Origin of the sequence: Stenotrophomonas mexicanensis (assembly GCF_032911605.1) — a bacterium.
Taxonomy (GTDB): domain Bacteria; phylum Pseudomonadota; class Gammaproteobacteria; order Xanthomonadales; family Xanthomonadaceae; genus Stenotrophomonas; species Stenotrophomonas maltophilia_A.
Map to the genome: position 1 here is coordinate 1 of NZ_JAWJTG010000057.1, position 25,045 is coordinate 25,045.

General features: G+C 66.8%; 25 protein-coding genes and 2 tRNA genes. 15 read left to right on the forward strand and 12 right to left on the reverse strand.

Going from position 1 to position 25,045, the window contains the following annotated elements; translation table 11 throughout:
• Positions 1-453: 453 nt before the first annotated feature.
• The 8 genes from R1L06_RS18655 to R1L06_RS18690 form a co-directional block, all read right to left on the reverse strand.
• Positions 454-530: transfer RNA gene (locus R1L06_RS18655), tRNA-Arg, on the reverse strand.
• Complete coding sequence (locus R1L06_RS18660; protein ID WP_317218450.1) at positions 521-1,447, reverse strand: alpha/beta hydrolase family protein; 927 nt, start codon at positions 1,445-1,447, stop codon at positions 521-523. Before R1L06_RS18660 ends, R1L06_RS18655 begins: the two co-directional genes overlap by 10 nt.
• The gene (gene thiD / locus R1L06_RS18665) at positions 1,444-2,253 is read right to left on the reverse strand and encodes a bifunctional hydroxymethylpyrimidine kinase/phosphomethylpyrimidine kinase (RefSeq protein WP_049423499.1); all 810 of its coding nucleotides are present in this window, start codon (positions 2,251-2,253) and stop codon (positions 1,444-1,446) included. The genes R1L06_RS18660 and thiD overlap by 4 nt, the downstream gene beginning before the upstream one ends.
• 64 nt (positions 2,254-2,317) lie before the next feature.
• Complete coding sequence (locus R1L06_RS18670) at positions 2,318-2,986, reverse strand: YoaK family protein (protein WP_032128844.1); 669 nt, start codon at positions 2,984-2,986, stop codon at positions 2,318-2,320.
• Positions 2,987-2,998: 12 nt separating this feature from the next.
• Complete coding sequence (locus tag R1L06_RS18675; RefSeq protein WP_317218451.1) at positions 2,999-3,505, reverse strand: hypothetical protein; 507 nt, start codon at positions 3,503-3,505, stop codon at positions 2,999-3,001.
• Positions 3,502-4,902, reverse strand: coding sequence for a PhoH family protein (locus R1L06_RS18680; RefSeq protein WP_010484287.1), 1,401 nt, complete (start codon positions 4,900-4,902; stop codon positions 3,502-3,504). The genes R1L06_RS18675 and R1L06_RS18680 overlap by 4 nt, the downstream gene beginning before the upstream one ends.
• An 84-nt stretch (positions 4,903-4,986) precedes the next feature.
• On the reverse strand, positions 4,987-5,466 hold the full coding sequence (locus tag R1L06_RS18685) for a peroxiredoxin (protein ID WP_182267592.1): 480 nt from the start codon (positions 5,464-5,466) through the stop codon (positions 4,987-4,989).
• Positions 5,467-5,545: 79 nt separating this feature from the next.
• A complete protein-coding gene (locus tag R1L06_RS18690; RefSeq protein ID WP_005409051.1) occupies positions 5,546-6,106 on the reverse strand; it encodes a glycine cleavage system transcriptional repressor in 561 nt (186 codons plus the stop codon).
• A 164-nt stretch (positions 6,107-6,270) separates the two neighbouring features.
• Here R1L06_RS18690 and dapA point away from each other — a divergent pair, with 164 nt between their 5' ends.
• Together dapA and R1L06_RS18700 are read left to right on the forward strand one after the other, a co-directional pair.
• Complete coding sequence (dapA, locus tag R1L06_RS18695) at positions 6,271-7,164, forward strand: 4-hydroxy-tetrahydrodipicolinate synthase (RefSeq protein WP_317218452.1); 894 nt, start codon at positions 6,271-6,273, stop codon at positions 7,162-7,164.
• A 32-nt stretch (positions 7,165-7,196) separates the two neighbouring features.
• Positions 7,197-7,712 (forward strand): hypothetical protein, encoded by a 516-nt coding sequence (locus R1L06_RS18700; RefSeq protein WP_006432432.1) that lies wholly within the window; start codon positions 7,197-7,199, stop codon positions 7,710-7,712.
• 220 nt (positions 7,713-7,932) lie between these two features.
• Here R1L06_RS18700 and fdxA read toward each other — a convergent pair whose 3' ends face one another.
• A complete protein-coding gene (gene fdxA / locus R1L06_RS18705) occupies positions 7,933-8,256 on the reverse strand; it encodes a ferredoxin FdxA (RefSeq protein WP_004153066.1) in 324 nt (107 codons plus the stop codon).
• 192 nt (positions 8,257-8,448) lie between these two features.
• On the opposite strand from fdxA, the gene R1L06_RS18710 reads away from it, so the two are divergent.
• Positions 8,449-9,873: a sugar porter family MFS transporter gene (locus R1L06_RS18710; protein WP_317218453.1), complete on the forward strand. Its 1,425-nt coding sequence runs from the start codon at positions 8,449-8,451 to the stop codon at positions 9,871-9,873.
• A 551-nt stretch (positions 9,874-10,424) separates the two neighbouring features.
• On the opposite strand, the gene R1L06_RS18715 is transcribed toward R1L06_RS18710, so the two are convergent.
• A tRNA-Glu gene (locus R1L06_RS18715) sits at positions 10,425-10,499 on the reverse strand.
• A gap of 52 nt (positions 10,500-10,551) precedes the next feature.
• Between R1L06_RS18715 and pcnB the strand changes: the two genes are divergently transcribed.
• The 9 genes from pcnB to R1L06_RS18760 all read left to right on the forward strand — a co-directional run bounded on the left by pcnB (position 10,552) and on the right by R1L06_RS18760 (position 20,150).
• A complete protein-coding gene (pcnB, locus tag R1L06_RS18720) occupies positions 10,552-11,931 on the forward strand; it encodes a polynucleotide adenylyltransferase PcnB (RefSeq protein WP_032128849.1) in 1,380 nt (459 codons plus the stop codon).
• 3 nt (positions 11,932-11,934) lie between these two features.
• On the forward strand, positions 11,935-12,420 hold the full coding sequence (folK, locus tag R1L06_RS18725) for a 2-amino-4-hydroxy-6-hydroxymethyldihydropteridine diphosphokinase (protein ID WP_032128850.1): 486 nt from the start codon (positions 11,935-11,937) through the stop codon (positions 12,418-12,420).
• A 34-nt stretch (positions 12,421-12,454) separates the two neighbouring features.
• Positions 12,455-13,270 (forward strand): 3-methyl-2-oxobutanoate hydroxymethyltransferase, encoded by an 816-nt coding sequence (panB, locus tag R1L06_RS18730; RefSeq protein ID WP_005416119.1) that lies wholly within the window; start codon positions 12,455-12,457, stop codon positions 13,268-13,270.
• Complete coding sequence (panC, locus tag R1L06_RS18735) at positions 13,267-14,106, forward strand: pantoate--beta-alanine ligase (RefSeq protein ID WP_317218454.1); 840 nt, start codon at positions 13,267-13,269, stop codon at positions 14,104-14,106. Before panB ends, panC begins: the two co-directional genes overlap by 4 nt.
• A 66-nt stretch (positions 14,107-14,172) precedes the next feature.
• A complete protein-coding gene (locus R1L06_RS18740) occupies positions 14,173-14,670 on the forward strand; it encodes a hypothetical protein (RefSeq protein WP_049400941.1) in 498 nt (165 codons plus the stop codon).
• A gap of 87 nt (positions 14,671-14,757) precedes the next feature.
• Complete coding sequence (gene panD, locus R1L06_RS18745; protein WP_032128853.1) at positions 14,758-15,138, forward strand: aspartate 1-decarboxylase; 381 nt, start codon at positions 14,758-14,760, stop codon at positions 15,136-15,138.
• Positions 15,135-16,649, forward strand: a complete 1,515-nt coding sequence (gene pgi / locus R1L06_RS18750) for a glucose-6-phosphate isomerase (RefSeq protein ID WP_107432910.1) — start codon at positions 15,135-15,137, stop codon at positions 16,647-16,649. The genes panD and pgi overlap by 4 nt, the downstream gene beginning before the upstream one ends.
• A 316-nt stretch (positions 16,650-16,965) precedes the next feature.
• Positions 16,966-17,172, forward strand: a complete 207-nt coding sequence (locus tag R1L06_RS18755; RefSeq protein ID WP_049400943.1) for a DUF6229 family protein — start codon at positions 16,966-16,968, stop codon at positions 17,170-17,172.
• 80 nt (positions 17,173-17,252) lie between these two features.
• Positions 17,253-20,150 carry a type 2 lanthipeptide synthetase LanM family protein gene (locus R1L06_RS18760; RefSeq protein WP_317218455.1) on the forward strand — a complete coding sequence of 966 codons (2,898 nt, stop codon included), beginning with the start codon at positions 17,253-17,255 and terminating at the stop codon, positions 20,148-20,150.
• A gap of 18 nt (positions 20,151-20,168) precedes the next feature.
• Here R1L06_RS18760 and R1L06_RS18765 read toward each other — a convergent pair whose 3' ends face one another.
• Both R1L06_RS18765 and R1L06_RS18770 read right to left on the reverse strand, forming a co-directional pair.
• On the reverse strand, positions 20,169-20,738 hold the full coding sequence (locus R1L06_RS18765; RefSeq protein ID WP_012510702.1) for a response regulator transcription factor: 570 nt from the start codon (positions 20,736-20,738) through the stop codon (positions 20,169-20,171).
• The gene (locus R1L06_RS18770) at positions 20,735-21,961 is read right to left on the reverse strand and encodes an ATP-binding protein (RefSeq protein WP_094000016.1); all 1,227 of its coding nucleotides are present in this window, start codon (positions 21,959-21,961) and stop codon (positions 20,735-20,737) included. Before R1L06_RS18770 ends, R1L06_RS18765 begins: the two co-directional genes overlap by 4 nt.
• A gap of 114 nt (positions 21,962-22,075) precedes the next feature.
• Between R1L06_RS18770 and ispG the strand changes: the two genes are divergently transcribed.
• The 3 genes from ispG (at position 22,076) to R1L06_RS18785 (ending at position 24,920) form a co-directional block, all read left to right on the forward strand.
• A complete protein-coding gene (ispG, locus tag R1L06_RS18775) occupies positions 22,076-23,341 on the forward strand; it encodes a flavodoxin-dependent (E)-4-hydroxy-3-methylbut-2-enyl-diphosphate synthase (protein WP_180838578.1) in 1,266 nt (421 codons plus the stop codon).
• Complete coding sequence (locus R1L06_RS18780; RefSeq protein WP_032128858.1) at positions 23,322-24,071, forward strand: phosphatase PAP2 family protein; 750 nt, start codon at positions 23,322-23,324, stop codon at positions 24,069-24,071. The genes ispG and R1L06_RS18780 overlap by 20 nt, the downstream gene beginning before the upstream one ends.
• A gap of 201 nt (positions 24,072-24,272) precedes the next feature.
• Positions 24,273-24,920 (forward strand): response regulator, encoded by a 648-nt coding sequence (locus R1L06_RS18785; RefSeq protein WP_004153112.1) that lies wholly within the window; start codon positions 24,273-24,275, stop codon positions 24,918-24,920.
• The last annotated feature ends 125 nt before the right edge of the window (positions 24,921-25,045 follow it).

Below are 25,045 nucleotides of genomic sequence, written 5' to 3' on the forward strand. Positions count from 1 at the left end.
CGCCGCATCCATGCGGCTCACGCCCCCGCAACCGGACCCACCCCGCCTTCGACAGTTTTCCGCGATCTGTCGGAACGGCGTGCTGCTCTGGTGTCGACCTTGGTCGACACGGTAGATCCACGCCATGCGTGGATGCTCTTCGATCAATTATCGAAATACTCGAACTCGATGGAGTCATCCACGCATGGCGTGGATCTACCAGATCGCGGAAATCTGTCAGAGGTGGGGCGGCATGGGCAGGCAGGACCGTTGGCGGCATGGATGCCGCCATCGAGCCCCCATGGATGGGTTTACGGCGTGTCCTGCCTGTCCATGTCGCCCCGCCAACCCACGGAATGCCGGCTTTTGCTGTTGCCGTTGCCTTGGCTTGAAGCATCTGCAGGTGCAGGGCGCAGCCCTGCCGAAAAACACACATAAAAAAACAGCAGGCCGGGGCCTGCTGTTTCGGTGTAATGGTGCGCCCGGAGAGATTCGAACTCCCGACCGCCTGGTTCGTAGCCAGGTACTCTATCCAACTGAGCTACGGGCGCCCTGCGACAGGAGCGGAATTATGCGGATGTCGGCGCGTACCGTCAACAGTTTTGTGAAAATTTTCATCCAACTGAATGAAAAAGCTGTCAGCTACGGCCTCCGGCGCCTTCAGCCACGCGAAATGATCGGCGCGCGTGCCCAGTTCCTGCGCGGACAGCACGCGCAGCTGCGCGTCCACATTCGGCAGCTTCGCCAGCAGCGTCTGCATCGATCCGGTCGGTGCCAACCAGTCGTGCTCCATCAACACGGCCTGTGCGCTGCCATGCACGCGCGCCATCTGCGCATCGAGGTCTTCGTTCATGCCGGCCGCGGCGTAGTGGTTGTTCAGGCCAACGCGCGCCCAGTCGGCGATCAGCCCGCGCGCTTCGGTGCCACCAAAGCCGAGGCGCCGACCATGCAGCACGCCCTGGCGTTGCGCGATCCACGGCAGGAAACGATAGACCAGTGGCAGCAGCCAGCCACGCGGTGGCGGGAAGCCGCGCCAGAACGGTGAGCCGCTGGCGGCCAGCCACAGCCGGTTGAAGTGCTGCGGGTTGCGGCCGGCATGCACGCAGGCCAGCTGCCCGCCCAGACTGTGTCCACCGATGATCCAGGGCAGGGCGTCGGTGGCGTCATCGGCTGCGGCCAGGACGGCCTGGCTGGCCGGCAGATCCTGTTCGAGTACTTCGCGATAGCCCCAGTCCTGCGTGCGCGAGGGGCGCAGTGAGCTGCTGCCGTTGCCGCGCCACTCATGCAGGTAGACCGCCACGCCCTTCGCCGCCAGCGCCAATGCCAGTGGCATGTAGTGACGCGCGGCCACGCCCAGCGCTGGCAGCCACAGCAGGCGCGCGATGGGCTGTGCGGGCACGCAGGCGATCACTTCGTAGCGATGGCCATCAGTGCACTGCACGGCAACGACGTCCGGTGCGAGACTCATGCGTGCGGTGCCGCGCCGAAGTGATCGAGTACCAGCACCTCGCTGCGACCAGGCGCGTAGCCCTGCTGCAGGCCGCGCGCAACGTAGTCGATGCCGGCTTCGCAGGCATTGGCCAGGCTCAGGCCATTGCACAGCTGCGCGGCGATGGCCGAGGCGAGCGTGCAGCCTGTGCCATGTGCGTCCAGCGGCAGGCGGGCGTGGATGAATTCTTCGCTGCTGACGCCGTCGAAGTAGCGATCGATCACGCGGTTGCCTTCCTGCAGGTGGCCGCCTTTCAGCAGCACCGCACCGGCACCGAGATCGAGCAGGGCAGAGGCAGCCTGTTCGGCGTCATCGCCGTTGCCGATCTTCCGGCCGATCAGGAGTTCTGCTTCCGGGGTATTGGGCGTAACCAGCGTCGCCAACGGCAGCAGGCGTTCGCGCATGGCCTTGAGCGCACTTTCCTCCAGCAGGCGCGCGCCGCTGGTGGCGACCATCACCGGGTCCAGCACCACGTGCGGCGGGCGATGTTTTTCCAGTGCGTCGGCGACCGCATGGATCACCTCGGCGTTGGCCAGCATGCCGAGTTTCACGGCATGGATATCGAAGTCATCGAAGCAGGCTTCGATCTGCGCCTGCAGGAATGCGATCGGTGGCACATGCACGGCGGTGACGCCACGGGTGTTCTGTGCAGTCAGCGCGGCGAACACGGCCAGGCCATGCACGCGGTGCGCGGCGAAGGCCTTGAGATCGGCAGGGACACCGGCGCCACCGCCGGAGTCGGAGCCGGCGATGGTGAGGGCGGAAACGGGAGTGGTCGGGCTCATTCGGCGATTGTGCCGTGGTCCAGCTGGGGAAGGTAGATCCACGCCATGCGTGCATGGCTTTGATTCAATGCCGCCAACGCGCCCACTGCTGGTACACCACATACCCCAGCCCGGTCAGGCCGGTCAGCAGGGCGGGGGCGAGCAGGGCGTCGTATTGCCAGCGCATGAACAACCAGGCGCCGAGGATGCCGCCGCCGAGGAAGCCGCTGATGATCAGGCCGCTGAGGGTCAGCCGCCGTACCTGCAGCGGCAGTCCGCGCAGCAGGTGGCCCAGGCCGATGCCGAGGTCGGTGAACATGCCGCTGAGGTGGGTGGTGCGCACCACCGCGCCACTGAAGGTGGTCGCCATCGCATTCTGCAGGCCGCAGGCCATGGCGGCGGCCAGTGCACCCCAGATCTGATGCTGTTCGAACAGCGGAATGGCCACCAGCAGCAGTGCCGATTCCAGCGCCAGCGCGACACCGTAGCGGCGGCCCAGCTGCAATGCGCTGTCCTGGATCAGCAGGCCGCTGAGCATCGCGCCCAGCGAAAACGCGATCAGCAATCCCCACAGGTGGCCGACCGCGCGCCAGTCACCCTGGGCCAGCGCCATGCCCAGCTGGCTGGTGCTGCCGGTCATGTGGCTGACCGCCTGGTGCTCGAAACCGAGGAAGCCGACCACGTTGACCATGCCGGCCACGCACGAAAGCGCGACCGCGCCGATCCAGACCCAGGTGGGCAGGCGTATTCCCATCGGCGGGGCCCCTCAGGGCCCGCCGAAGCCGCCGTTGAACTGCAGCTCGCTGAACGTGTTGCTGGCCGGGTCGAATACCGCGCCCCAGAACTGCGTGCCGCCGTCACAGACGCGGATCGCCTCACGGGCCGGATTGATGCTGCCATCGTCAGGCAGGTGGAAGGCGTTGATGTAGATCAGCCGCTTGCCTGCGCTTTCGATGCCGACGTACTGGCGATCGAAATCCAGCACCTTGGGAACCTGTGCTTCCAGCGAAGGCAGCTTCGCCTCCAGCTGGTCGATCTGCTGCCGGCTGGGTGCCCAGTATCCGCTGACCCGCCCGGCCTCGCGGCCGGGACTGGGGCGCGAGCAGGTGTCGAGCACCTGCGCGGCGATGATCGGGCGGGTGACCACCCAGGATTGGCCGGTACGCTCGGCGGTCGGCACGCTGGCCGGGCCGCGCGTGGTGGTGCAGGCACCCAGGGCGGCTGCGAGGGCGATCGCAGCCGTGGGCAGCAGCAGGCGGGTGCAGCGGTTCACAACACCTCCGAAGCGTAATCGGCCAGGCGCGAGCGTTCGCCTCGGCGCAGGGTGATGTGCGCACTATGCGGCCAGTTCTTGAAGCGATCCACCGCGTAGGTCAGGCCCGAGGTGGTCTCGGTCAGGTACGGGGTGTCGATCTGCTCGACGTTGCCCAGGCAGACGATCTTGGTACCGGGGCCGGCACGGGTGATCAGCGTCTTCATCTGCTTGGGGGTGAGGTTCTGCGCCTCGTCCAGGATCAGGTAGCGCGACAGGAAGGTGCGGCCGCGCATGAAGTTCATCGAGCGGATCTTGATGCGGCTGGCCAGCAGGTCGTTGGTGGCCTGGCGCCCCCAGGTGCCGCCTTCCTGGTTGTGCGTGAGCACTTCCAGGTTGTCGGTCAACGCGCCCATCCACGGTGTCATCTTCTCTTCCTCGGTGCCGGGCAGGAAGCCGATGTCCTCGCCGACGCTGACCGTGGCGCGGGTCATGATGATCTCGCGGTAGCGCTGCTGGTCCATCGTCTGCGCCAGGCCGGCGGCCAGCGCCAGCAGGGTCTTGCCGGTGCCGGCGGTACCCAGCAGCGTGACGAAGTCGATCTCCGGATCCATCAGTGCGTTGAGCGCGAAATTCTGCTCGCGGTTGCGTGCGCTGATGCCCCACACGGCGTGGCTGCCGTGGCGGAAATCATCGACCAGTGACAGCACCACCTTGCCGTCGCCGACCACGCGGCTGACGCGCAGCTCGACTTCATCTTCGCCAGGCAGGTAGACGTACTGGTTCGGGTACCACTCCTCGCCATCCTGCGCCAGGATTTCGTAATGCGTGCGGCCCTTGTCGCTCCAGCTGCGCAGGTCATCGCCGTGGCGCTTCCAGAAGTCTTCCGGCAGCTCGGTGGCGCCGGTGTAGAGCAGGCTGAAATCGTCCAGCGCGCGGTCGTTCTCGTAGTCCTCGGACACGATGCCGGCGATCGCGGCCTTGATCCGCAGGTTGATGTCCTTGGAAACGAACACCACCGGCAGGTCCGGGGTTTCTTCCTTCAGTGCCAGGATCGCGCCGAGGATGGCGTTGTCCGGGATGACCTTGCCGAAGCTCTTGCCGGCGTCGAAATGGCTGGTCTGGAAGCGCAGCTTGCCGGCGCTCTGCTTGCCGCGCAGCTGCAGGCCATTGGGACGCTGCAGTGGAATGCCGTCGGCCAGGTTGTCCAGGCCGGATTCCTGCACCAGCTCGTTGAGGAAGCGGCTCACCTGGCGGGCGTTGCGGCTCGCTTCGGAGGTGCCCTTCTTGCCGTTGTCCAGCTCCTCGATCACCTGCATGGGCAGGTAGACGTCGTGCTCCTCGAATTTGAACAGCGCGGTGGGATCGTGCATCAGCACGTTGGTATCCAGCACGTAGATGCGCTTGCCTCGGGTCATCGTCGATTCCTGGTTACGGACAGGGAAAAACCACCACGGCCTGCTGCGGGGCAGGGTGATGGCAGACACAGTAGGCAGTGGGACTCACTTGGACTGGGAGGCCTTCAGTTCGGTGAGAACTGCATCGGCATGGCCGGCAACCTTGACCTTGCGCCAGGACTGCACGATGCGGCTGTCGGGGGAAATCAGGAAGGTGCTGCGTTCGATGCCACGTACCTGCTTGCCGTACATGTTCTTCATCTTGATCACGTCGAAGGCGCTGCACAGCGCTTCGTCGCCATCGCTGACCAACGGGAAGTTGAAGCCCTGCTTGGCACAGAAGTTGTCGTGCGACTTCACCGAGTCGCGCGAGACACCGAGTACCACCGCGCCTGCCTTCTTGAATTTCGGCAGCAGTGCGTTGAAGTCGATGCCTTCGGTGGTGCAGCCGGGGGTGCTGTCCTTGGGATAGAAGTACAGCACCAGCCAGTGGCCGGCGTAGTCGCCGAGAGTGGCCTGTTCGCCACCGGACAGCGCCAGCGGCAGGGAGAGGGTGGTGCTGTCCAGGGTATCGCCGTTGTTCATGAGGTCCTTCTGTCGAGCCTGGGTTCTTTCTACGACAATTGCATGAAACGCCACGCGCCCGTGAGAGGCGCGCGAAGAATCAGAATTTCATCGGGTCCATGATCGCGTCCAGGTTCAGGTGGTCGCAGAATTCAAGGAAGTCGTCGCGCAGCGCGGCGATGTGCATGTTGGCCGGCACGCCGATGGTGACCTGCGCGCTGAACATCTCCGCACCGGTCTGCATGGCGCGGTAGCGCGTGCTCTGCAGGTTCTCGATGGTGATGCCCTGGCGGTCGAAGAAATCGGCCAGCTGGAACAGGATGCCCGGCTTGTCGGCGGCGATCACTTCGACGATGTACGGCAGCAGGTTGGACTGCGCCTGCTTGGCGGCAGTGCGGTACCAGACCAGCTTCAGGCCCTCTTCGCGCTCCAGCCGGGTCAGCATCGCTTCCAGCTTGGCCACCGAGTCCCAGGAGCCGGTGGCCAGGGCGGTGACCGAGACATCGCGGCCGACCGTGGCCAGGCGTGCGTCCACCAGATTGCAGCCGCTGTCGGCAATGCGGCGGGTGACGGACAGCAGGGGGGACTCCGGATGCGTCGTGTAGGCGTTGATCAGGAGGTGGTTTTCGCTCGGCGCGGGGCGCGGGGTGGTGTCGGTCAAGGCGATTCCGGGTAATGCATGCGTTAGTCTGAATGCCCGCCAGAGGCGGGGATCCACCGGTGTCCAGCATACTTGCCCGTGCTTTCGCGCCGCAAGTAACATTCAGGTCGCCCCCGGCCTTTCGTGGCGGGCGTTTTCCCTTTCCAGCCAAGAGCAGCACGTCCTTGTCCCTTTCCGGCCTCATCACCGCGCTGGCGACCCCGTTCCGGGCCGACGGCGCCCTCGATCCCGACGGTTGGCAGCGCCTGCTGCACCTGCAACTGGAAGGTGGCGTCCATGGCGTTGTCGTAGCCGGCTCGACCGGTGAAGCAGCGACCCTCACCGATGCCGAGTACGACCTGCTGCTGGCCAGCGCGGTCGAGCGCATCGGCGGCCGCATCCCGGTCATGGCCGGTACCGGCCTGTCGGGCACCGCCAAGACCATCGAACAGACCCGCCGTGCCGCCGCGCTTGGCGCCAGCCACGCGCTGGTGGTCACCCCGCCGTACGTGCGGCCGACCCAGGCTGGCCTGATCGCCCACTACCGCGCGGTTGCCGACCAGGGCGGGCTGCCGGTCGTGCTGTACAACGTGCCCGGCCGTACCGGGTGCGACATGCAGCCGGAGACCGTGGCCGAACTGGCCAGCCATTCCAACATCGTCGGCATCAAGGAGGCGGTGGGTGACACCGGCCGGGTGCAGGCGCTGCTCGCCCTGCGCAGCCCGCAGTTTGCCGTGCTCAGTGGCGACGACGGTACGGCGGCGCGCTCGATCCAGGCCGGTATCGATGGCCTGATCTCGGTCGGCTCCAACGTGCTGCCCGGCGCCTACCGCCGGATGTGCGAGCTGGCTGCCGCCCACGACCACGAAGCCACCGGGTCCTGGGATGCGCGCCTGCAGCCGTTCCATGATTTCTGCGGCGTTGAGCCGAACCCGATTCCGGTCAAGGCGCTGCTGCGCCGTATCGGCATCGGTCACGACCTGCGCCTGCCGCTGCTGCCGCTGTCGGCGGCGCACCATCCGGCGGCCGATCATCTTGCCGGCGACATCGCCGCCCTCGAAGCCCTTTCCAGCCACTGACCTTCCGTCTTGGTCTGACCCAGGAGATTCACATGCGTCAATCCGTATCCACCGTCCGCGTGCTGTCCTACGCCCTGCTTGCGGTGGCCGTTGCCGCCGGCACCACCGGCTGCTTCAAGCGTGGCGTCAAGGGCGACTACGCCCTGGCCCCGGAAATGCGTCCGCTGGAAGTGCCGCCGGACCTGAACCTGCCCAACGCCACCAGTGACAACAAGGTGCCGACCCTTGCCTCGGCGACCAAGCCGGCGGCCCCAGTGGCTGCGGCCCCGGCCGTGGGCAACACCGGTTTCACCATCGCCGGCGGCAAGGACGAGGCTTTCGCCAAGGTCGGCACCGCGCTGGAAGGCGTGGAAGGCGTGACCATCGCCAGCCGCGCGCAGCTGCTGGGCTCGTATGACGTGGCCTACGAAGGCAGCAACTTCCTGGTCCGCGTGGTCGCCGTCGATGCCGGCGCCTACATCTCCGCGGTCGACCCGCGTGGCCTGCCGGCCACTGCAGAAGCGCCGGTGAAGCTGATCGCCGCGCTCAAGGCAAAGCTGGCCCAGTAAGGGCCGGTCGGGTGGGTGCGGGCCCAGGTCCGCACGTGCCCGGGTAGAGGCCGACCTTGGTCGGCGCTTCTGTGCCAACCAAGGTTGGCACCTACCGGATCCTGCGGTTGGCAGCTACCGGATCTTGCGGTTGGCACCTATCGGATCGCGCGGATGCTATCTGCCGAGCAACGAAAAAGGGCGCCATAGGCGCCCTTTTCGTTGCCGCAAGAGGCGCTTCTCAGCGCTCCAGCAGCTTCAGCTTGTCCGGCTTGCCGTCCCATTCGCCGGCGTCGGCGGGCGGGTCCTTGCGCACGGTCAGTACCGGCCACTCCTTCGCCAGCTCGGCGTTGAGGGCGACGAAGCTCTCCTGGCCGGCAGGAACATCGTCCTCCGGGAAGATCGCGTTGACCGGGCATTCCGGTTCGCAGAGGGTGCAGTCGATGCACTCATCCGGGTCGATCACCAGGAAGTTCGGGCCTTCGTGGAAGCAATCCACGGGGCATACTTCCACGCAATCGGTGTGTTTGCACTTGATGCAGTTTTCGGTGACGACAAAGGGCATGGGCTGGGGGTGGATCGATTCCTGAACCCGCCAATTCTAGAACAGGTTGGCCCCCGGTGTCGGCGCGGGGCGGAAATCGGGCGTCTGGCAGGCGCGGCCGTGGTGGTCGTTGGCGGCAGGGTGAGGCCTGTGCGACGCTGCGGGTCAGCCGGCTGCGTTGGATGGCCGGCCCCCTTCCCAGCAGGATCGTTCATGTCCCCAGCCCAGCCCAACATCGCCTCCCATGGTGGTGAGAACACTGCATTCATCGTCCTGATCAGCTGCGTGGCCACACTGGGTGGATTCCTGTTCGGCTTCGACAGTGGTGTCATCAATGGCACGGTCGACGGCCTGCGCCAGGCCTTCAACTCCAGCGAGGCGGCGCTCGGTTTCGAAGTCGCCTCGATGCTGCTGGGCTGCGCGATAGGTGCCTTCCTGGCCGGCTGGCTGGGGGATCGCCTGGGCCGTCGTGGCGTGCTGATTGCCTCGGCACTGATGTTCCTGGTTTCGGCGCTGGGCGCCGGTGCCGCTCACGCTTCCTGGCTGTTCATCGCCGCACGCGTGCTCGGCGGCTTCGCGGTGGGCGCGGCCAGCGTGATGTCGCCGGCCTACATTGCCGAGGTGGCCTCGGCGCGCTATCGCGGGCGTTTGGCCACGGTGCAGCAGATGGCGATCATCTGCGGCCTGTTCGCCGCCTTCCTCAGCAATTACCTGCTGGCCCGAGCTGCTGGGGCGTCAACCGAGCCGCTATGGCTGGGCCATGAGGCCTGGCGCTGGATGTTCTGGATGCAGGCGCTGCCGTCCGCGCTGTTCCTGCTGTTGTTGCTGGTGATTCCGGAAAGCCCGCGCTTCCTGGTCCTGAAGGGGCGTCAGCAGCAGGCGAGGGCGGTACTGTCGCGACTGTACGGCGAGGCGGCAGCGGCGACCAAGCAGGCCGAGATCGAAGCCAGCCTGGCCCAGGATCAGCACAAGCCGCGCTTCAGCGACCTGCGCGACACGGTCACCGGCAAGCTGCGCCCGATCCTCTGGGTAGGCATTGGCCTGGCCATGTTCCAGCAGCTGGTCGGCATCAACGTGGTGTTCTATTACGGCGCGGTGCTGTGGCAGGCGGTGGGCTTCTCGGAAAGCGACGCGCTGCTGATCAACGTGCTGTCCGGCGCGCTGAGCATCGGCGCCTGCCTGCTGACGGTGCTGTTGATCGACCGCATCGGGCGCAAGCCGCTGCTGTGGATCGGCTCGGTTGGCATGTCGGTGGCGCTGGTGCTGATGGTGGTGGCGTTTGCCAGCGGCAGCCTGGCCGATGGTCGCCTGCAGCTGTCCGATGGCATGGGCCGGCTGGCGCTGGTTGCGGCCAACGTCTATGTGGTGTTCTTCAACATGTCCTGGGGCCCGGTGATGTGGGTGATGCTGGGCGAAATGTTCCCGAACCAGATCCGCGGCCCGGCACTGGCGGTGGCCGGCGCGGCGCAGTGGACCTCGAACTTCGCGATCACCGTGACCTTCCCGATGATGCTGGCCGGCATCGGCCTGGCCGGGGCCTACGGCATCTACGCTGTCGTTGCGATCCTCTCGATCTTCTTCGTGGTCCGTTACGTACGCGAGACCAAGGGCAAGGAGCTGGAGCAGATGGAAGGCTGACGCTGCCCGGCTTCGGTTGCATCCTGTTGGCGCCTGGTTGTCCCGAGTTTGAGGGGGCAGGCCGCCCTCTCCAGGACACGCAAAAGCCCATCCATGGTGCTCGATGGCGCCTTGCTCGCGTGCGCTGTCCCGCGCACACGGCAAGACCGGGGTTGGGCTCCTGCCCAACCCGTCGGGCGCATGCGCCCAACCCATGGCGCCAACGGTCCCGGCTTGAACTGCCCCGCCTTCGCGTCAGGCATTGCGGTTCTGGCGGACACAGGTCTGCGCGTCGGGATTGAATTGGCTGCGGAGGGGCGAGGCTGTTCGTGCCGCCGTCGCGGGAAACTGTCAGGAGGGGGCGGGCCACCCTGGCTTGGACCGTTGGAGCCAAGGATGGCGCCATCGAGCACCATGGATGGGTTTTGGCGTGTCCAGGCCAGGGTGGCCTGCCCGCTCCCACGCAGGAACAGGAAGGCGCTACTGCGACCAGGCCGATCGATGCCAATGCAACCCCGGAAAACAGAAAAGCCCGCACAAAGGCGGGCTTTTTCGGTTCCTGCTGCGGCGACTGGCGCTCCCTAGGGGACTCGAACCCCTGTTTTAGCCTTGAGAGGGCCACGTCCTAACCACTAGACGAAGGGAGCGTAACTGTGTCGCTGCCGAGGCAGGAGCGCTAGTATATGCACCTCGATGCCATTGGGCAATCCCGAAACTTCAACCGGAAGCGCCAACATCATTTCCTCTGCTACATCACCGTTCAGCCTGCGCGTCATCCCGCGCGACCAGCACACGATCTCCCGCAAGGACATCAGCCCGAACGCCCTGCGCGTGCTTTATCGCCTGCGCGATGCCGGCTTCGGCGCCTACCTTGTCGGCGGCGCGGTGCGCGATCTGCTGGTCAATGGCCAACCCAAGGATTTCGACGTGGCCACCGACGCCACGCCCGAACAGGTCAAGCAGCTGTTCCGCAACTGCCGCCTGATCGGTCGCCGGTTCCGCCTCGCCCACGTCGTGTTCGGCCGCGAGATCATCGAAGTCGCCACCTTCCGTGCCAACAGCGATGACGGCAGCGGCGACCGCGAGATGGAAAACGGCATGCTCGTGCGCGACAACGTGTACGGCACCATCGAAGACGACGCCATCCGCCGCGACTTCACCTGCAACGCCCTGTACTACGCCATCGAGGACTTCTCGGTGCGCGATTACACCGGCGGCTTCGAAGACGTCCAGGCGCGCCTGATGAAGCTGATCGGCGACCCCGAGCAGCGTTATCGCGAAGATCCGGTGCGCATGCTGCGTGCGGTGCGCCTGGCGGCCAAACTCGGCTTCCAGATCGAAGAGGGCACCGCCGCGCCGATCCCGCACCTGGCGGGCCTGCTCAACGAAGCCGCACCGGCGCGCCTGTTCGAGGAAGTGCTCAAGCTGTTCCTGTCCGGGCACGGCGTGGCCAGCTTCGAAGGCCTTGAGCGCTACGGCCTGCTGGACGTGCTGTTCCCTGAAAGCGCCAAGGCGCTGAAGTCCAACCGCACCGGCGCGCTGCGCCGCATGCTGGTGGAGGGCCTGGCCAACACCGATGCCCGCGTGGCCAACGATGAACCAGTCTCGCCCGCGTTCCTGTTTGCGCTGCTGCTGTGGCCGGCGTTCTGCCGGGCCCAGGCAACCCTGCTCAAGCAGGGCGTGGCACCGGAAGAGGCGCAGCGCCGTGCGGCCGACCGCGTCACGGTGCAGCAGCTGAGCACCATCGCGCTGCCGCGCCGCTTCTCGCTGCCGATGCAGGAAATCTGGCTGCTGCAGTCGCGCTTCAGCTCGCGCCAGCGCAAGCGCGTGTTCCGTACCCTGACCCATCCGCGTTTCCGCGCTGCGTTCGACTTCCTCAGCCTGCGCCAGGTGGCCTCGGCCGAGCACGCCGCCGATGTCGAGTTCTGGCGTGAGGCGCAGGCGCAGTCCGGTCGTGAGCTGGAGTCGTCGCTGGACGTGATGCACAGCGAAGAGGGGGATGACGAGAGCGGGGCACCGCGCAAGCGCCGCCGTCGCCGCCGTCGTCCGGGTGCCCCGGCCGGTGCGGCTGGCGAGTAAACGATGACCCTCGCCTGGATCGGCCTCGGCGCCAACCTTGGCGACGCGGCCGTCACCGTCGGCGCGGCGATTGCCGCGCTCGATGGCCTGCCCGATACCCGCCTGCGCCAAGCCTCAAGGCTGTACGCCACGCCGGCCTGGGGCAATGAAGACCAGCCGCCGTTCGTCAACGCGGTGGCTGCGGTCGAGACCACGCTGCCCGCCGATACGCTGCTGCAGGCGATGCTGGCGCTGGAGCAGCGTTTTGGTCGCGTACGCGATCCGGCGGTGCACTGGGGCCCGCGCGCGCTGGACCTGGACCTGCTGCTGTATGGCGCGCAGGTGCTCGACCAGCCTGGTCTGCAGGTGCCGCATCCTTACCTGCACGAGCGTGCCTTCGTGTTGGTGCCGCTGGCCGAAATCGCGCCGGATCTGGCCATTCCCGGCCATGGCCGCGTGCGGGATGCAGTGATGCGGGTGGATGCCTGCGGGATTGCGCCGATAGGGTGATAATGCCCGGGTTATCTCCCCCGGTTATCAGCACATGAGCACCCACGCAGACAGCAAGCCCTGGACCGTTCCCGCCCTGGCCGAGGCCAAGCGCAATGGCCAGAAGCTGGTCATGTTGACCGCCTACGACGCCGGCTTCGCCCGCACTTTCGATGCCAACGGCGTCGACCTGATCCTGATCGGCGATTCGCTGGGCATGGTCGTGCAGGGCCATGATTCGACCTTGCCGGTGACCGTGGCCGACATGGTCTACCACACCCGCGCCGTGGCCCGCGTGCTGCAGCGTGCGTTGCTGGTGGCCGACCTGCCGTTCGGCGCCGATGCCACCCCGGAGCGCGCGCTGGATGCCTCGTTGCAGCTGCTGCAGGCCGGCGCCGAGATGGTCAAGATCGAAGGTGCCGGCTTCAAGGTCGACATCATCCGCTACCTGGTGGAGCGCGAGATTCCGGTCTGCGCGCATCTGGGCCTGACCCCGCAGTCGGTGCTGCGACTGGGCGGCTTCAAGATCCAGGGTCGTGGCGATGCCGCGCGCCAGCTGGTGGAAGATGCCAAGGCTGTGGCCGCTGCCGGCGCCAGCATCATGGTGCTCGAATGCGTGCCGACTCCGGTCGCCGCCGAAGTGACCGCTGCGGTGGATGTGCCGACCATCGGCATTGGCGCAGGCCCGCAGTGCGATGGCCAGGTGCTGGTGCTGCATGATTTCCTCGGCCTGGACAGTGGTCATCGCCGTCCCAAGTTCGTCAAGGATTTCCTTGCCGAAGGCGGTTCGGTGGCCGGTGCCACCCGCGCCTATGCCGACGCCGTGCGCGACGGCAGCTTCCCCGACGAACAGCACGCCTACGCCCAATGATCCAGACCTTCAACGAGCTCGGCGCACTGCGCGGGCAGATCGCCCAGTGGAAGCGCGAGGGCCTGCGCGTGGCGCTGGTGCCGACCATGGGCAACCTGCATGGGGGTCACCATTCGCTGGTGACCCTGGCCCGCCAGTACGCCGACAAGGTGGTGGCGAGCATCTTCGTCAACCCGACCCAGTTCGGGCCGAACGAGGATTTCAGCCGCTACCCGCGCACGCCCGAGGCCGACGTGGCCGGGCTGGAGCAGGCCGGCTGCGATGCGGTGTGGCTGCCCAGCGTCGAGGCGATGTACCCGCTGGGCGTGGACAAGACCACGCGCATGCACGCGCCGGGCGTGAGTGAAGTGCTGGAAGGCGCCAGCCGCCAGGGTCACTTCGATGGCGTGTGCACGGTGGTCGCGCGCCTGTTCCTGCAGGTGCAGCCGGATGTGGCCGTGTTCGGCCGCAAGGATTACCAGCAGTTGGCGGTCATCCGCCAGATGGTGGCCGAGCTGTCGTTCCCGATCCAGATCGTCGGTGCGGACATCGTGCGCGACGAGGATGGCCTGGCCAAGAGTTCGCGCAACCAGTACCTGAGCGCCGAACAGCGCCCGCTTGCGACCACCATCCACCGTACCCTGCTGGGCATGCGCGAAGGCTACGTGGCCGGGCAGGCACGTGATCGCATCGAGGCCGACGCCACGGCGGCATTGCAGGTGGCCGGTTTCCAGGTCGACTATGCGGTGCTGCGGACCCCGGAGCTGGCCGAGCCGACCTTCGACGGCGGTGGCCGCGTGGCGCTGATCGCCGCACGCCTGGGCAGCACGCGCCTGATAGACAACCTGGAGTTCTGAGCCGCATGCGGCTCCGGGGCGCCCGCAACGGGCGCCTCTCGACTTCCCACGGACGGGAGACCGGTAATGAAGACCCCCAGCACCGATACCGGCCGTCTTGCCCAGGCCTCGATCCTGGCGGTGCTGGCCGCCGGCATGCTGCCGGCTCAGCTGTTTGGCGGCCTGTTGTTCGCGCTTGAATTCAGGCGCACGCCGATGCCTGCGCTTACCGGCGGTGGGCTGATGTTCGTGTTGGCCGTGTGCAATGCGATCGCGGTGTTGCTGCCGATGGCGCTGATCCTGCAGTCTCAACAGCGGCTGCGCCGGACTGGATTCGTGCTGGTCGGCTTCGGGCTGGGCGCGCTGGCCATGGCCACCTGCACCTGGCCGGGCGCGGACAATGGTCCGCTGCTGCAGCGCCTGCGCTATGTCGACACCTTCGACGTGATCAGCTATGCCTTGCAGGTGCTGGCCGCAGGTGGCTTCGGCCTGGTCGCCGGGCTGGCCTTCCATACGGTGTTCCGGCTGTCTCTGGAGGGCCGTTCCGGGCATGCCGCGCCGCCGCCGCCGGGGGAGGGGGCCTGAACAGCCTTCAGCGTCCTGCTGCGGCCCCCTGACGATGGCCAAGCGGGTGCTAGAATCCGCTCTTTCCTTTGCCGTTGCAGCGCCCCCATGCACCTGTCCCTGCTCAAGACCAAGATCCACCGCGCCACCGTCACCCATTCCGAGCTGAACTACGAAGGCTCGATCGCCATCGATGACAACCTGCTGGCTGCCACCGGCATCCGCGAGTTCGAGCAGGTGCACATCTGGGACGTGACCAACGGTGCGCGCTTCTCGACCTACGCCATCCGCGCCGAAGCCGGCAGCGGCGTTGTCTCGCTCAACGGTGGTGCTGCGCGCCACGTGCAGGTCGGTGACATCATCATCATCGCCGCGTTCGCCAGCATGACCGAGCAGGAAGCTGACAGCTTCAAGCCGAAGCTGGTGTACGTTGATGGCAAGAACCAGATCTCCCACACCAACGACACGATCCCGACCCAGGCCGCATGACAACGAACAACGGATTCGACTCGCTGCATTCCCACGCCCAGCGCCTGAAGGGCGCAAGCATTCCCAGCCTGCTCGCCGCCGAACCCGGCCGCGTGCAGGACTTGGCGCTGCGGGTCGGTCCGTTGTACGTCAACTTCGCGCGGCAGAAATACGATGCCGCGGCGTTGCAGGCCCTGCTCACGTTGGCCGCCGACCGTGATGTCGGTGGTGCCATCACCCGCTTGTTCCGTGGCGAGCAGGTCAACCTGACCGAAGGTCGCGCCGCGCTGCATACCGCGCTGCGCGGCGACGTGGTCGATGCGCCGGTGGCAGCCGAGGCCTATGCCACCGCGCGCGGGATCCGCCAGCGCATGGGCGTGCTGGTGCGTGCGCTGGAAGACAGCGGCGTCACTGACGTGGTCAGCGTCGGCATCGGTGGTTCCGATCTCGGTCCGCGCCTGGTCGCCGATGCGTTGCGCCCGGTCACCGGCGCGCGCCTGCGCGTGCATTTCGTATCGAACGTGGACGGCGCCGCCATGCAGCGCACGCTGGCCACGCTGGATCCGGCGAAGACCGCCGGCATCCTCATCTCCAAGACCTTCGGTACCCAGGAAACCCTGCTCAACGGCCAGATCCTGCACGACTGGCTGGGTGGCAGCGAGCGCCTGTATGCAGTCAGCGCCAATCCGGATCGCGCCGCCAAGGCCTTCGCGATCGCCGCCGATCGCGTACTGCCGATGTGGGACTGGGTCGGTGGCCGTTATTCGCTGTGGTCGGCCGTTGGTTTCCCGATCGCGCTTGCGATCGGCTTCGAGCGCTTCGAGCAGTTGCTGGACGGCGCCGCGCAGATGGATGCGCACGCGCTGGATGCACCGCTGGAGCGCAACCTGCCGGTGCTGCACGGCCTGACCGACATCTGGAACCGCAACCTGCTGGGCCATGCCACGCACGCGGTGATGACTTACGACCAGCGCCTTGCACTGCTGCCGGCCTACCTGCAGCAGCTGGTGATGGAAAGCCTGGGCAAGCGCGTGCAGCGTGACGGCCAGCCGGTCACCACCGACACCGTACCGGTGTGGTGGGGCGGCGCGGGCACCGATGTGCAGCACAGCTTCTTCCAGGCACTGCATCAGGGCACCAGCATCGTTCCGGCCGACTTCATCGGCTGCGTACACAACGACGATCCCTACACGATCAATCATCAGGCCCTGCTGGCCAATCTGCTGGCGCAGACCGAAGCACTGGCCAATGGCCAGAGCAGCGACGACCCGCACCGTGATTACCCGGGCGGCCGCCCGAGCACGCTGATCCTGCTCGACGCGCTGACCCCGCAGGCGCTGGGTGCGCTGATCGCCATGTACGAACACGCCGTGTACGTGCAGTCGGTGATCTGGAACATCAATGCCTTCGACCAGTTCGGTGTCGAGCTTGGCAAGCAGCTGGCCAGTGGCCTGTTGCCGGCGCTGCAGGGTGAGGATGTGGCGATTGCCGATCCGATGACCCGCGAGATCCTCGCGCAGCTGAAGGGCTGACCCGGGCTGCGGATGTGCCGGCGCCGGCCGGCCATCCGATGCCTCTCCGGTTGCCTTCGATCCGGTCGCGCAGGAATGGCGGCGCGGCCACTCATTCCACGTCACTTCCGTACCGCACGTGCAGCGTATTCGTGCGTCCTGCCGCAGCGCAGCTTGACGCACTTCACACGCGGATGCAGTGTGCACGGGCGGCTGTACCTGTCATCCAGTATCGCTCGCAGCATGATGTTGATGCCAGGGACTGGCCGTATCCGAAGGGACGTGGAATCGATCCATGTCCTCAACGCCTCATGTTGTGAATGACAGGAGATTGCGAATGGATCTGAACGACGATGTTGTGTCCGGCTGGCTCAATGGCTCGGACGATGTGGATGGATGCGCCAACCCTGCGGGTTCGCTGTTCATCTATGGCGCTGGGGCCACCGAGTCCGCGCTCACGTCGGCCTCCGACACCCTGATCACCGGTGGCGGTACCGAGTGCACCACCACGATGTCGGTGGTCAATCACTGCCTGTGCTGTTGATGTAGCCCGAGCCGGCACGCAGCGGCTTGCGCTGCGTGCCGGCGACTGGAACAGACTCTGGACACTTTGCAGGGGGCGTAATGACCGCTTCTCCGGCTGCGGCCGCGTTTGCGCGCATCACCGAACATTTTCTTGTCGACGCGCGCACCGCGTTGACGGCTGGCCTGCATGACCCCGCCATCGATCTGCGGCCAGACGAGCGCGCACTCCTGCATGAGCAGGGCGATGCGGCGCTTCGTGAACATGCCCAGCTCAAGCTCAACCGCGTACTGCTGCTGGAACTGCATGCGGCCGCGCGCGGTGGTGACATCGGCCCGCTTGAGGGCGCCGGTGCGCTGGACGAATTCGTGGCCCTCGCCACCGGCGAGGGCTTCCATGAGCATCTGCAGCGACGCTACCCGGTGCTGCTGCCGCGACTGTCGCGCATGCTCGAAGGACAATGTGCGGCTGTGGTGGAGCTGGCCGCGCGCATCGGCCGTGATCGTGCGCTGCTGACGGACCTGCTCGGCAGTCCGGCAGGATCGCTGCGTGCGATCGCGCTGGGACGGGGTGACCTGCACGGCGGCGGCCGGACCGTGGCACGGCTGCAGTTCGATGGCGGCGTGCTGATGTACAAGCCGCGCTCGCTGCGCATCGATGCGGCGCTCGATGGCCTGCTCGCTGCGGTCTTTGGCGAGGGCCCGGATCGGGTGCGCGTGCCGCGTGTGGTTGATCGCGGCAGCCATGGCTGGGCCGCGTTTGCCGCGCACCGTCATTGCGCCGATGACGAAGAACTGCGTGCCTACTACCGCGGTCTTGGCCATTGGCTGGCGATCCTGCGCCTGGTCGGTGGTACCGACATCCATCTGGAGAACCTGATCGCTGTCGGGCCGGTGCCGGTCGTGATCGATGCAGAAAGTGTGTTCTCGCAGGTGATCGACGTCGAGCCGTCGGGCCTGGGTGACGCCTACGACACGGCCATCAAGCTGATGCGCAATTCCGTACTGCGCACCGGCATTGTGCCGTTCCGCACCACCGGCCTCGGCATGGAAGGTGTGGACCTGTCGGCCGCCGGCGCATTGCCGGGCGAGCAGCCGCGGGTACAGGTGCCGGTGATTGTCGAGGATGGGACGGGGCCGGCCCGGCTGGGCATGGTCGAGGCCGAAGTCGCCATCGCGCAGAACCACCCCAGCCCACAGCCGGATGTTTCGTTGTACTGGGACCACATCAGCGAGGGCTTCATCGACGCCAGTGGGCGCCTGCGCGCGCTCGATGCAAAGGGCGAACTGATGCTACTCCTGGCGGCTTTCGAAGGCTGCCAGGTGCGGGATGTGCGGCGGCCGACCATGGCCTACGCCGAGCTCGGGCGGATGCTCTGGCATCCGGCATCGCTGCACAAGGAAGCCCAGGCGGTTGAACGCGCGATCGATCTGCTGGTGCGCAATGCAGCGGTGTCACCGGCTGCGCCATCGGACCTGGAAACCGTACGTGGAGAAGTGGACGACCTGCGCCACGGTGACATTCCGATCTTCACTTCACAGCTGGACGCGACCCGCATCCGCTCCATCGCCGACAACTGGCGTTCGATGCGCATCGACCTCGAAGACGTGACCATCCGCAGCACGTTGGTGGCCACCGACCTGAACCAGCACGCGCTGGCCCGCGCCGAGGCTCGGTCCGGCTATAGCTACGCCGCGCAGCAGCCTCGCGCGGACGATCTGGACCTGCGCCGACGAACGCTTGCGGCACACGCGGTGGAGAATCTTCTGCGGCTTGCCGTGCACGGTGAAGACGGTTCGATGACCTGGATCACGCCCGAGGTGACCCGCACAGGATGGACCGTCCGGCCGGTGCAGCCCGACCTGTATTTCGGGCTGGGAGGCATTGCGTTCGCGCTGGCGGCCTACCGCCGGGAAGTGGAGCAGGGACGTGCCGATCCGGTGGCTGGGTTGGATCCGGCCATCGAAGGCGCCATTGCGGTGTTCCAGACCATGTGCGAGCGCCATCCCGCCGGGATCGATGGTGGTTTCGTCGGCTCGGGCTCGCAGATCTGGACCCTGCTGGCATTGCATGATCTGCTGCAGCGCCCCGCACTGCTCGCGCTGGCCGAGCGCTGTGCGGAAGGAGTGGAACGTCGTGGTTTCCAGGGGCCGGTGAAATTCGAACTGATTGATGGCGTGTCCGGCATGATCCTGCCGTTGCTGGCGCTGGCCGAGGCCACCGGCAGATCGCGCTGGCTGGAGTTGGCGGCTGTAGCCGGGCGCCGCATGCAGGAAGCAGCGATCGTCGATGCCGACGGCGCACGCTGGCCGACGCCACAGTTCCGCGAGCCGATCGGTGGCTTTGGCCACGGCGCGATGGGCATGGGCTGGGCGCTGGCACGGCTGGCGCGTTCGGATGCCGGCAGCGTGCCTGAGCGGGCCGCCTGGCGGCAGCTGGCCGAAGGAGCCTTTGCGTTCCAGGCGGCGCTGTTCGAGTCGCATACCGGGCGCTGGCGCGATATCCACCTGGAGGACGGGCAGAAGAATTTCCCGACCTGGTGCCATGGCAGTGTTGGCATCGGTCTGGCGGCGGCGGATCTGTACGCCCGCACCGGCGATCCCGCGCAGTTGCGTGACATGCGGCGGGCTGTGGCCGACGCGCGCGGCAAATGGGGGTTCAGCCACACCCTGTGCCATGGCGATGTGTCCACCCGGGAGCTGCTGGTGCTGGCGGCTGCGCTGGATCCGGAGGGATGTCCCTATCCGCAGGACGAGGCCGCCATCGAGATCGTTTCTTCGATCGAGGAGCACCAGGGCATGGTCGGCGGGCTGACCCGCGCGGCCTTTACTCCGGGCCTGATGATCGGTCTGGCAGGTACGATCTATGGCTTCCTGCGCATGCATCCGGCCTGCACGCTGCCGTCGCCGCTGCTGCAGGAGACGGTAGCGGCGCGGGTCGATGCGACGGCGTCGCGCTCCAGCGCCGCGCAGGACCGAGCAGTGCTGGCCGAGGTCTGAGCCGGACGGGTCCGGCGATCAACGGCTGGGATCGCGTTCCGGGCTTGGCCGCTTGGCCAGCTTGCGCTGCAGCGAACGCCGGTGCATGCCGAGCAGGCGGGCGGCTGCGGACACGTTGCCGCCGGTCTCGTGCATCGCCTGCTGGATGTGTTCCCACTGCAGGCGGCTGATCGGCGTCATCGCATCAGGTACTTCCATTTCACCATCGTCGGCCGGGCCGTCGTCTTCCTCGCCGAGCGCGCGCAGGATCATCGGCACCGTGGCCGGCTTCGGCAGGTAGTCGTCGGCACCGAGCTTGATCGCCTCCACGGCGGTGGCGATGCTCGCGTAGCCGGTCACCAGCAGGATGCGCATGTCCGCGCGCAGGGCACGCAGCGGCTGGATCAGTGCCAGGCCGGAATCGCTGCCCAGCTTCAGGTCGATCAGCGCGAACGCCGGCGGATGCTGGCGGGCCAGCGCCAGCGCACTGGCGGCATCCTGTGCGGTCTGCGTTTCAAGCCCCTTGCGGGCCAGGCTGCGCTGCAGGGTACGCAGGTACAGCTCGTCGTCGTCGACCAGCAGGCCCAGGGTGGAATGATGAAGGCTCATGGGGTGTCCTCGCGTGGGGCCAGCGGCAGGCGGAAGCCGACGCGGCTGCCGGCCCCCTGGGCCGGGCGCATCCACATCTCGCCGTCGAGGCGTTCGATGGTGGCATGGGACAGGGCCAGGCCGACGCCCATGCCCTCGCTTTTGCTGCTGCCGAACAGCTTGCCCGGCAGCACCGCGGCACGGGCGTCGAAGCCGTGGCCGTAGTCGCGGACTTCGCCGATCAGGTCGTCGCCTTCGATGCGCAGGTCCAGGTCCACGCGCGGCCGGCCGGCCTGCTCGCCGGCATCGGCGGCATTGTTGAGCAGGACCATCAGCAGATGGCCCACGCCCGGGTCGAGTGGCAGCCGCAGCGGCGCATCGTCATTGCGATGCAGGTCGATGGTCGGCCGCACCAGGCGCCACTGTTCCAGTACCTGCTGGGCGCTGGAGTGGCTGCGACCCGGTGCATCGGCCGAGGCCGGTGCGGCCAGCGCCAGCACGCGCTCGCGGCACTGCACCAGCAGCTCGCGCAGGGTTTCCATGTCTTCGCGTACTTCGGGCTCTTCGCTGCGCTCGGCCACGTCATCGGCGAGCAGGGTCATGGTCGCCAGCGGCGTGTTCAGTTCATGCGCCACCGAGGCGGCATGGGTGGCCAGGGCGACGATGCCCTCGTTGCGGGCGAAGCGTTCGCGCAGGGCCGACAGTTCCAGTTCGCGCTGGCGCAGCGCCAGTGCCAGGCGGGTGGAAAAGGTCAGCACGACCGCTGCGGAAATCAGGAAATTGGCGACCACGCCCCAGCGGTTGAGGTCCTGGGCGCGGAAATAGCCATCCGGCAGCGACTGGCCGAAGATGCCGCTGGCGGCGTAGCCGAGCAGGCAGGCCAGCGCCACCGCCAGTGCCCAGCGCAGGGGCAGGGCGAACGCGGCGAGCGCGATCAGGATCAGGAACAGCGAACTGAACGGGTTGGCCATGCCGCCACTCCAGCCCACCATCCAGGTCAGGATGATCACGTCCACCAGAATGTGGCCGAATGCGGTCAGTGGCGCGGTGTCGGCCGCCTCCGGGCGCAGCTGGGTGTAGATGTTGAACAGGGTCAGCACGGCCACGCCCGCCCACAATGGCAGCTGCGGCAACGGCAGGCCCAGCACCCAGGTGGCAACCAGGATGGTGGCGGCCTGGCCACCTACGGCAAGCCAGCGCAGGCTGCACAGGGTTCGGAGAAACGGGGCGTCGGGACCGGTCATTCACGCTCATCGTATGCGTTCACGCGTGACCGTGCCTGCGACAATCGGCCGCAGCCGTGCCGCCGGCTGAATGCGAGTCACCCGGAATGCGGAGGCGGGCGGTAGAATGCGCCCATGCACGACGCCGTTACCCGCCCGACGCCCCCTTCCGATGCCACTGCCTGGCCCCGCCGCCAGACCCATGCCGTCCAGATCGGCGGGGTCACCGTAGGCGGAGGCAAGCCGGTCGTGGTGCAGTCGATGACCAACACCGATACCTCCGACGTGGCCTCCAGCGTGAAGCAGGTGGCCGAGTTGTGGCGTGCGGGTTCGGAAATGGTGCGGCTGACCGTCAACACCGTGGAAGCGGCTGCGGCGATCCCGCGCATTGTCGACAAGCTGGCGATGATGGGCATCGACGTGCCGCTGATCGGCGACTTCCACTACAACGGTCATCAGCTGCTGACCGCCGAACCGGCGTGTGCCGAAGCGCTGGCCAAGTACCGCATCAACCCGGGCAACGTCGGCTTCGGCAAGAAGAAGGACCTGCAATTCGCCCAGCTGATCGAGTTCGCGATCCGCTACAACAAGCCGGTGCGCATCGGCGCCAATTGGGGCTCGCTGGACCAGGCCCTGGCGGCAAGGCTGATGGACGAGAACAACCTGCGTGAGCAGCCCTGGGACGCTGGCCGCGTGCTGCGCGAGGCGCTGATCCGCTCGGCGCTGGATTCGGCAGAGCAGGCGGTGGAGCTCGGCCTGCCGCGCGACCGCATCGTGCTGTCGGCCAAGGTCAGTGGCGTGCAGGAGCTGATCGCGGTGTACCGCGACCTGGCCCAGCGCTCGGATTTCGCCCTGCACCTGGGCCTGACCGAGGCCGGTATCGGCAGCAAGGGCATCGTCGCCTCGTCCGCGGCGCTGAGCGTGCTGCTGCAGGAGGGCATCGGTGACACCATTCGCATCTCGCTGACCCCGGAACCGGGCCAGTCGCGTACGCAGGAAGTGATCGTCGCCCAGGAGCTGCTGCAGACCACCGGCCAGCGCGCCTTCACGCCGCTGGTCACGGCCTGCCCGGGCTGCGGCCGCACCACCTCCGAGTTCTTCCAGGAGCTGGCCAAGGTGGTACAGAACCACGTGCGCGAGAAGATGCCGCTGTGGAAGATCCACCACCCGGGTGCGGAGAACATGACCCTGGCGGTGATGGGCTGCATCGTCAACGGGCCGGGCGAGTCGCGGCACGCCAACATCGGTATTTCGTTGCCGGGCACCGGTGAAACCCCGGCTGCGCCCGTATTCGTCGATGGCGAAAAGAAGGTGACCCTGCGTGGCGAGAACATCGCCCAGGAATTCGTCGCCCTGATCGACGATTACGTCGAACACAAGTATGTCCGAAGCGCCGGATAAGCCTGCGATCCTCGCTGCACCGGAGTCCGCCTCCGGCTTCCGCCACTGGATGGCGCGCAATGCCTGGCGCCTGGTCCTGCTGTTCGGTGGCGTGCTGCTGCCGCTGGCCGGCTTCGTCGCCCTGGCTGACGAGGTGCACGAGTTTGAATCGTTCCATTTCGATGCGCCGCTGCTGTGGCAGATGCATGGCCTGCATTCGCCGCTGCTGGACCGCTTCTTCGTGCTCATTTCCAGACTGGGCTACGAATGGTTCCTGATCCCGGCCGACGTGCTGATCATCGGTGTGCTGCTGGGCTACCGGCGGTGGCGCGAGGCGACCTTCGTGGCGGTCAGCTTCGTCGGCTCGGCGCTGCTGAACATGGGCAGCAAGCACTTCTTCCAGCGCCAGCGCCCCAGCCTGTGGGAATCGATCGCGCCGGAATCGACGTTCAGCTTCCCCAGCGGCCATGCGATGGGCTCGATGACCCTGGCAGTGACCCTGGTACTGCTGGCCTGGAACACCCGCTGGCGCTGGCCGGTGCTGCTGCTGGCACCGGCATTCAGCCTGCTGGTCAGCGTGTCCCGGGTCTACCTGGGGGTGCATTACCCCTCCGATATCCTGGCCGGATGGTGTGCCGCGCTGGTTTGGGTGGTAGGGTGCTATCTGGTCATGTTCAGTCGCCGGCACCCATGGCGACGTCACGGCTCGCCGCCAGCGAAGGCCAGCGAAGCATCATCACAGGGGGATTGACGTGGATGGCCCTTGAGGGACGTCTACGTGATAGATCAGTTGTTTCGTTGCAGCAGGTTCTGCAAGACAGGGGGCAAGCACAACGCGCGGTAGTGTGATGCGCAAGGCAGATTGCCGGGGTCGCATTCCGAACGCGCTTGCAGGGGTATCGGCACCCTGCCTAGCTTGACCTGCAATGGCCGCATTCGAAGAGGTACGTGAATGACGATTCGAGTCTACCTGGTGGATGACCACGCGCTGGTCCGCACCGGGATGAAGATGATTCTGTCGGGGGAAACCGACATCGAGGTGGTGGGCGAAGCCGAGACCGGCGAAGACGCGCTGCGTGAAGTCCGCCAGCTGCTGCCCGATGTGGTGCTGTGTGACCTGCACCTGCCGGGTGTGAGCGGCATGGAAGTGACCGAGCGCATCGTGCGCAGCCACCGCAATACCCGCGTGGTGATCGTGTCGGTGCTGGAAGATGGCCCGCTGCCGAAGCGGCTGCTCGAGGCTGGCGCCGCCGGTTACATCGGCAAGGGCTGCGATGCGCAGGAGCTGTTGCGCGCGGTGCGTGACGTGGCCGGTGGCCGCCGTTACCTGGGCACCAGCATCGCGCAGAACCTGGCGCTGTCGACGGTGGAAGGCAACGGTTCGCCGTTCGACAGCCTGTCACCGCGCGAGCTGGAAGTGGCACTGCTGCTGACCCAGGGCCTGCGCCAGGAAGACATCGCGCGGCGGTTGAGCCTGAGTGCGAAGACGGTGAACACGCACAAGGCGCGGTTGTTCGAGAAGATGGGGATCCACGACAACATCGCGTTGGCGCGGATGGCCAGCCAGTACGGGCTGGTGGATCCGGCACGGCCGCTGTAAGGGTTTCGGCCAACGGCTGAGCCCCTCGCGGTGTGCGGCAGGATTCGTGGGGTTGGCCCTGCGGAGGGATTGCGCAGGGGACGCCGTGAATCCATCCCTGGAGGCTCGGGCGCGCCATCCATGGC

Excerpts from the sequence above, each read along its gene's own strand:
- R1L06_RS18740 (WP_049400941.1), top strand. The coding sequence starts at position 14,173 with ATGAAGACCCCCAGCACCGATACCGGCCGTCTTGCCCAGGCCTCGATC.
- R1L06_RS18710 (WP_317218453.1), top strand. The coding sequence starts at position 8,449 with ATGTCCCCAGCCCAGCCCAACATCGCCTCCCATGGTGGTGAGAACACT.
- R1L06_RS18780 (WP_032128858.1), top strand. The coding sequence starts at position 23,322 with ATGTCCGAAGCGCCGGATAAGCCTGCGATCCTCGCTGCACCGGAGTCC.
- fdxA (WP_004153066.1), bottom strand. The coding sequence starts at position 8,256 with ATGCCCTTTGTCGTCACCGAAAACTGCATCAAGTGCAAACACACCGAT.
- panD (WP_032128853.1), top strand. The coding sequence starts at position 14,758 with ATGCACCTGTCCCTGCTCAAGACCAAGATCCACCGCGCCACCGTCACC.
- R1L06_RS18680 (WP_010484287.1), bottom strand. The coding sequence starts at position 4,902 with ATGACCCGAGGCAAGCGCATCTACGTGCTGGATACCAACGTGCTGATG.
- pgi (WP_107432910.1), top strand. The coding sequence starts at position 15,135 with ATGACAACGAACAACGGATTCGACTCGCTGCATTCCCACGCCCAGCGC.
- R1L06_RS18760 (WP_317218455.1), top strand. The coding sequence starts at position 17,253 with ATGACCGCTTCTCCGGCTGCGGCCGCGTTTGCGCGCATCACCGAACAT.
- R1L06_RS18785 (WP_004153112.1), top strand. The coding sequence starts at position 24,273 with ATGACGATTCGAGTCTACCTGGTGGATGACCACGCGCTGGTCCGCACC.
- ispG (WP_180838578.1), top strand. The coding sequence starts at position 22,076 with ATGCACGACGCCGTTACCCGCCCGACGCCCCCTTCCGATGCCACTGCC.
- R1L06_RS18765 (WP_012510702.1), bottom strand. The coding sequence starts at position 20,738 with ATGAGCCTTCATCATTCCACCCTGGGCCTGCTGGTCGACGACGACGAG.
- R1L06_RS18755 (WP_049400943.1), top strand. The coding sequence starts at position 16,966 with ATGGATCTGAACGACGATGTTGTGTCCGGCTGGCTCAATGGCTCGGAC.
- R1L06_RS18660 (WP_317218450.1), bottom strand. The coding sequence starts at position 1,447 with ATGAGTCTCGCACCGGACGTCGTTGCCGTGCAGTGCACTGATGGCCAT.
- R1L06_RS18770 (WP_094000016.1), bottom strand. The coding sequence starts at position 21,961 with ATGACCGGTCCCGACGCCCCGTTTCTCCGAACCCTGTGCAGCCTGCGC.
- R1L06_RS18670 (WP_032128844.1), bottom strand. The coding sequence starts at position 2,986 with ATGGGAATACGCCTGCCCACCTGGGTCTGGATCGGCGCGGTCGCGCTT.
- panC (WP_317218454.1), top strand. The coding sequence starts at position 13,267 with ATGATCCAGACCTTCAACGAGCTCGGCGCACTGCGCGGGCAGATCGCC.
- thiD (WP_049423499.1), bottom strand. The coding sequence starts at position 2,253 with ATGAGCCCGACCACTCCCGTTTCCGCCCTCACCATCGCCGGCTCCGAC.
- folK (WP_032128850.1), top strand. The coding sequence starts at position 11,935 with ATGACCCTCGCCTGGATCGGCCTCGGCGCCAACCTTGGCGACGCGGCC.
- panB (WP_005416119.1), top strand. The coding sequence starts at position 12,455 with ATGAGCACCCACGCAGACAGCAAGCCCTGGACCGTTCCCGCCCTGGCC.
- R1L06_RS18700 (WP_006432432.1), top strand. The coding sequence starts at position 7,197 with ATGCGTCAATCCGTATCCACCGTCCGCGTGCTGTCCTACGCCCTGCTT.
- R1L06_RS18685 (WP_182267592.1), bottom strand. The coding sequence starts at position 5,466 with ATGAACAACGGCGATACCCTGGACAGCACCACCCTCTCCCTGCCGCTG.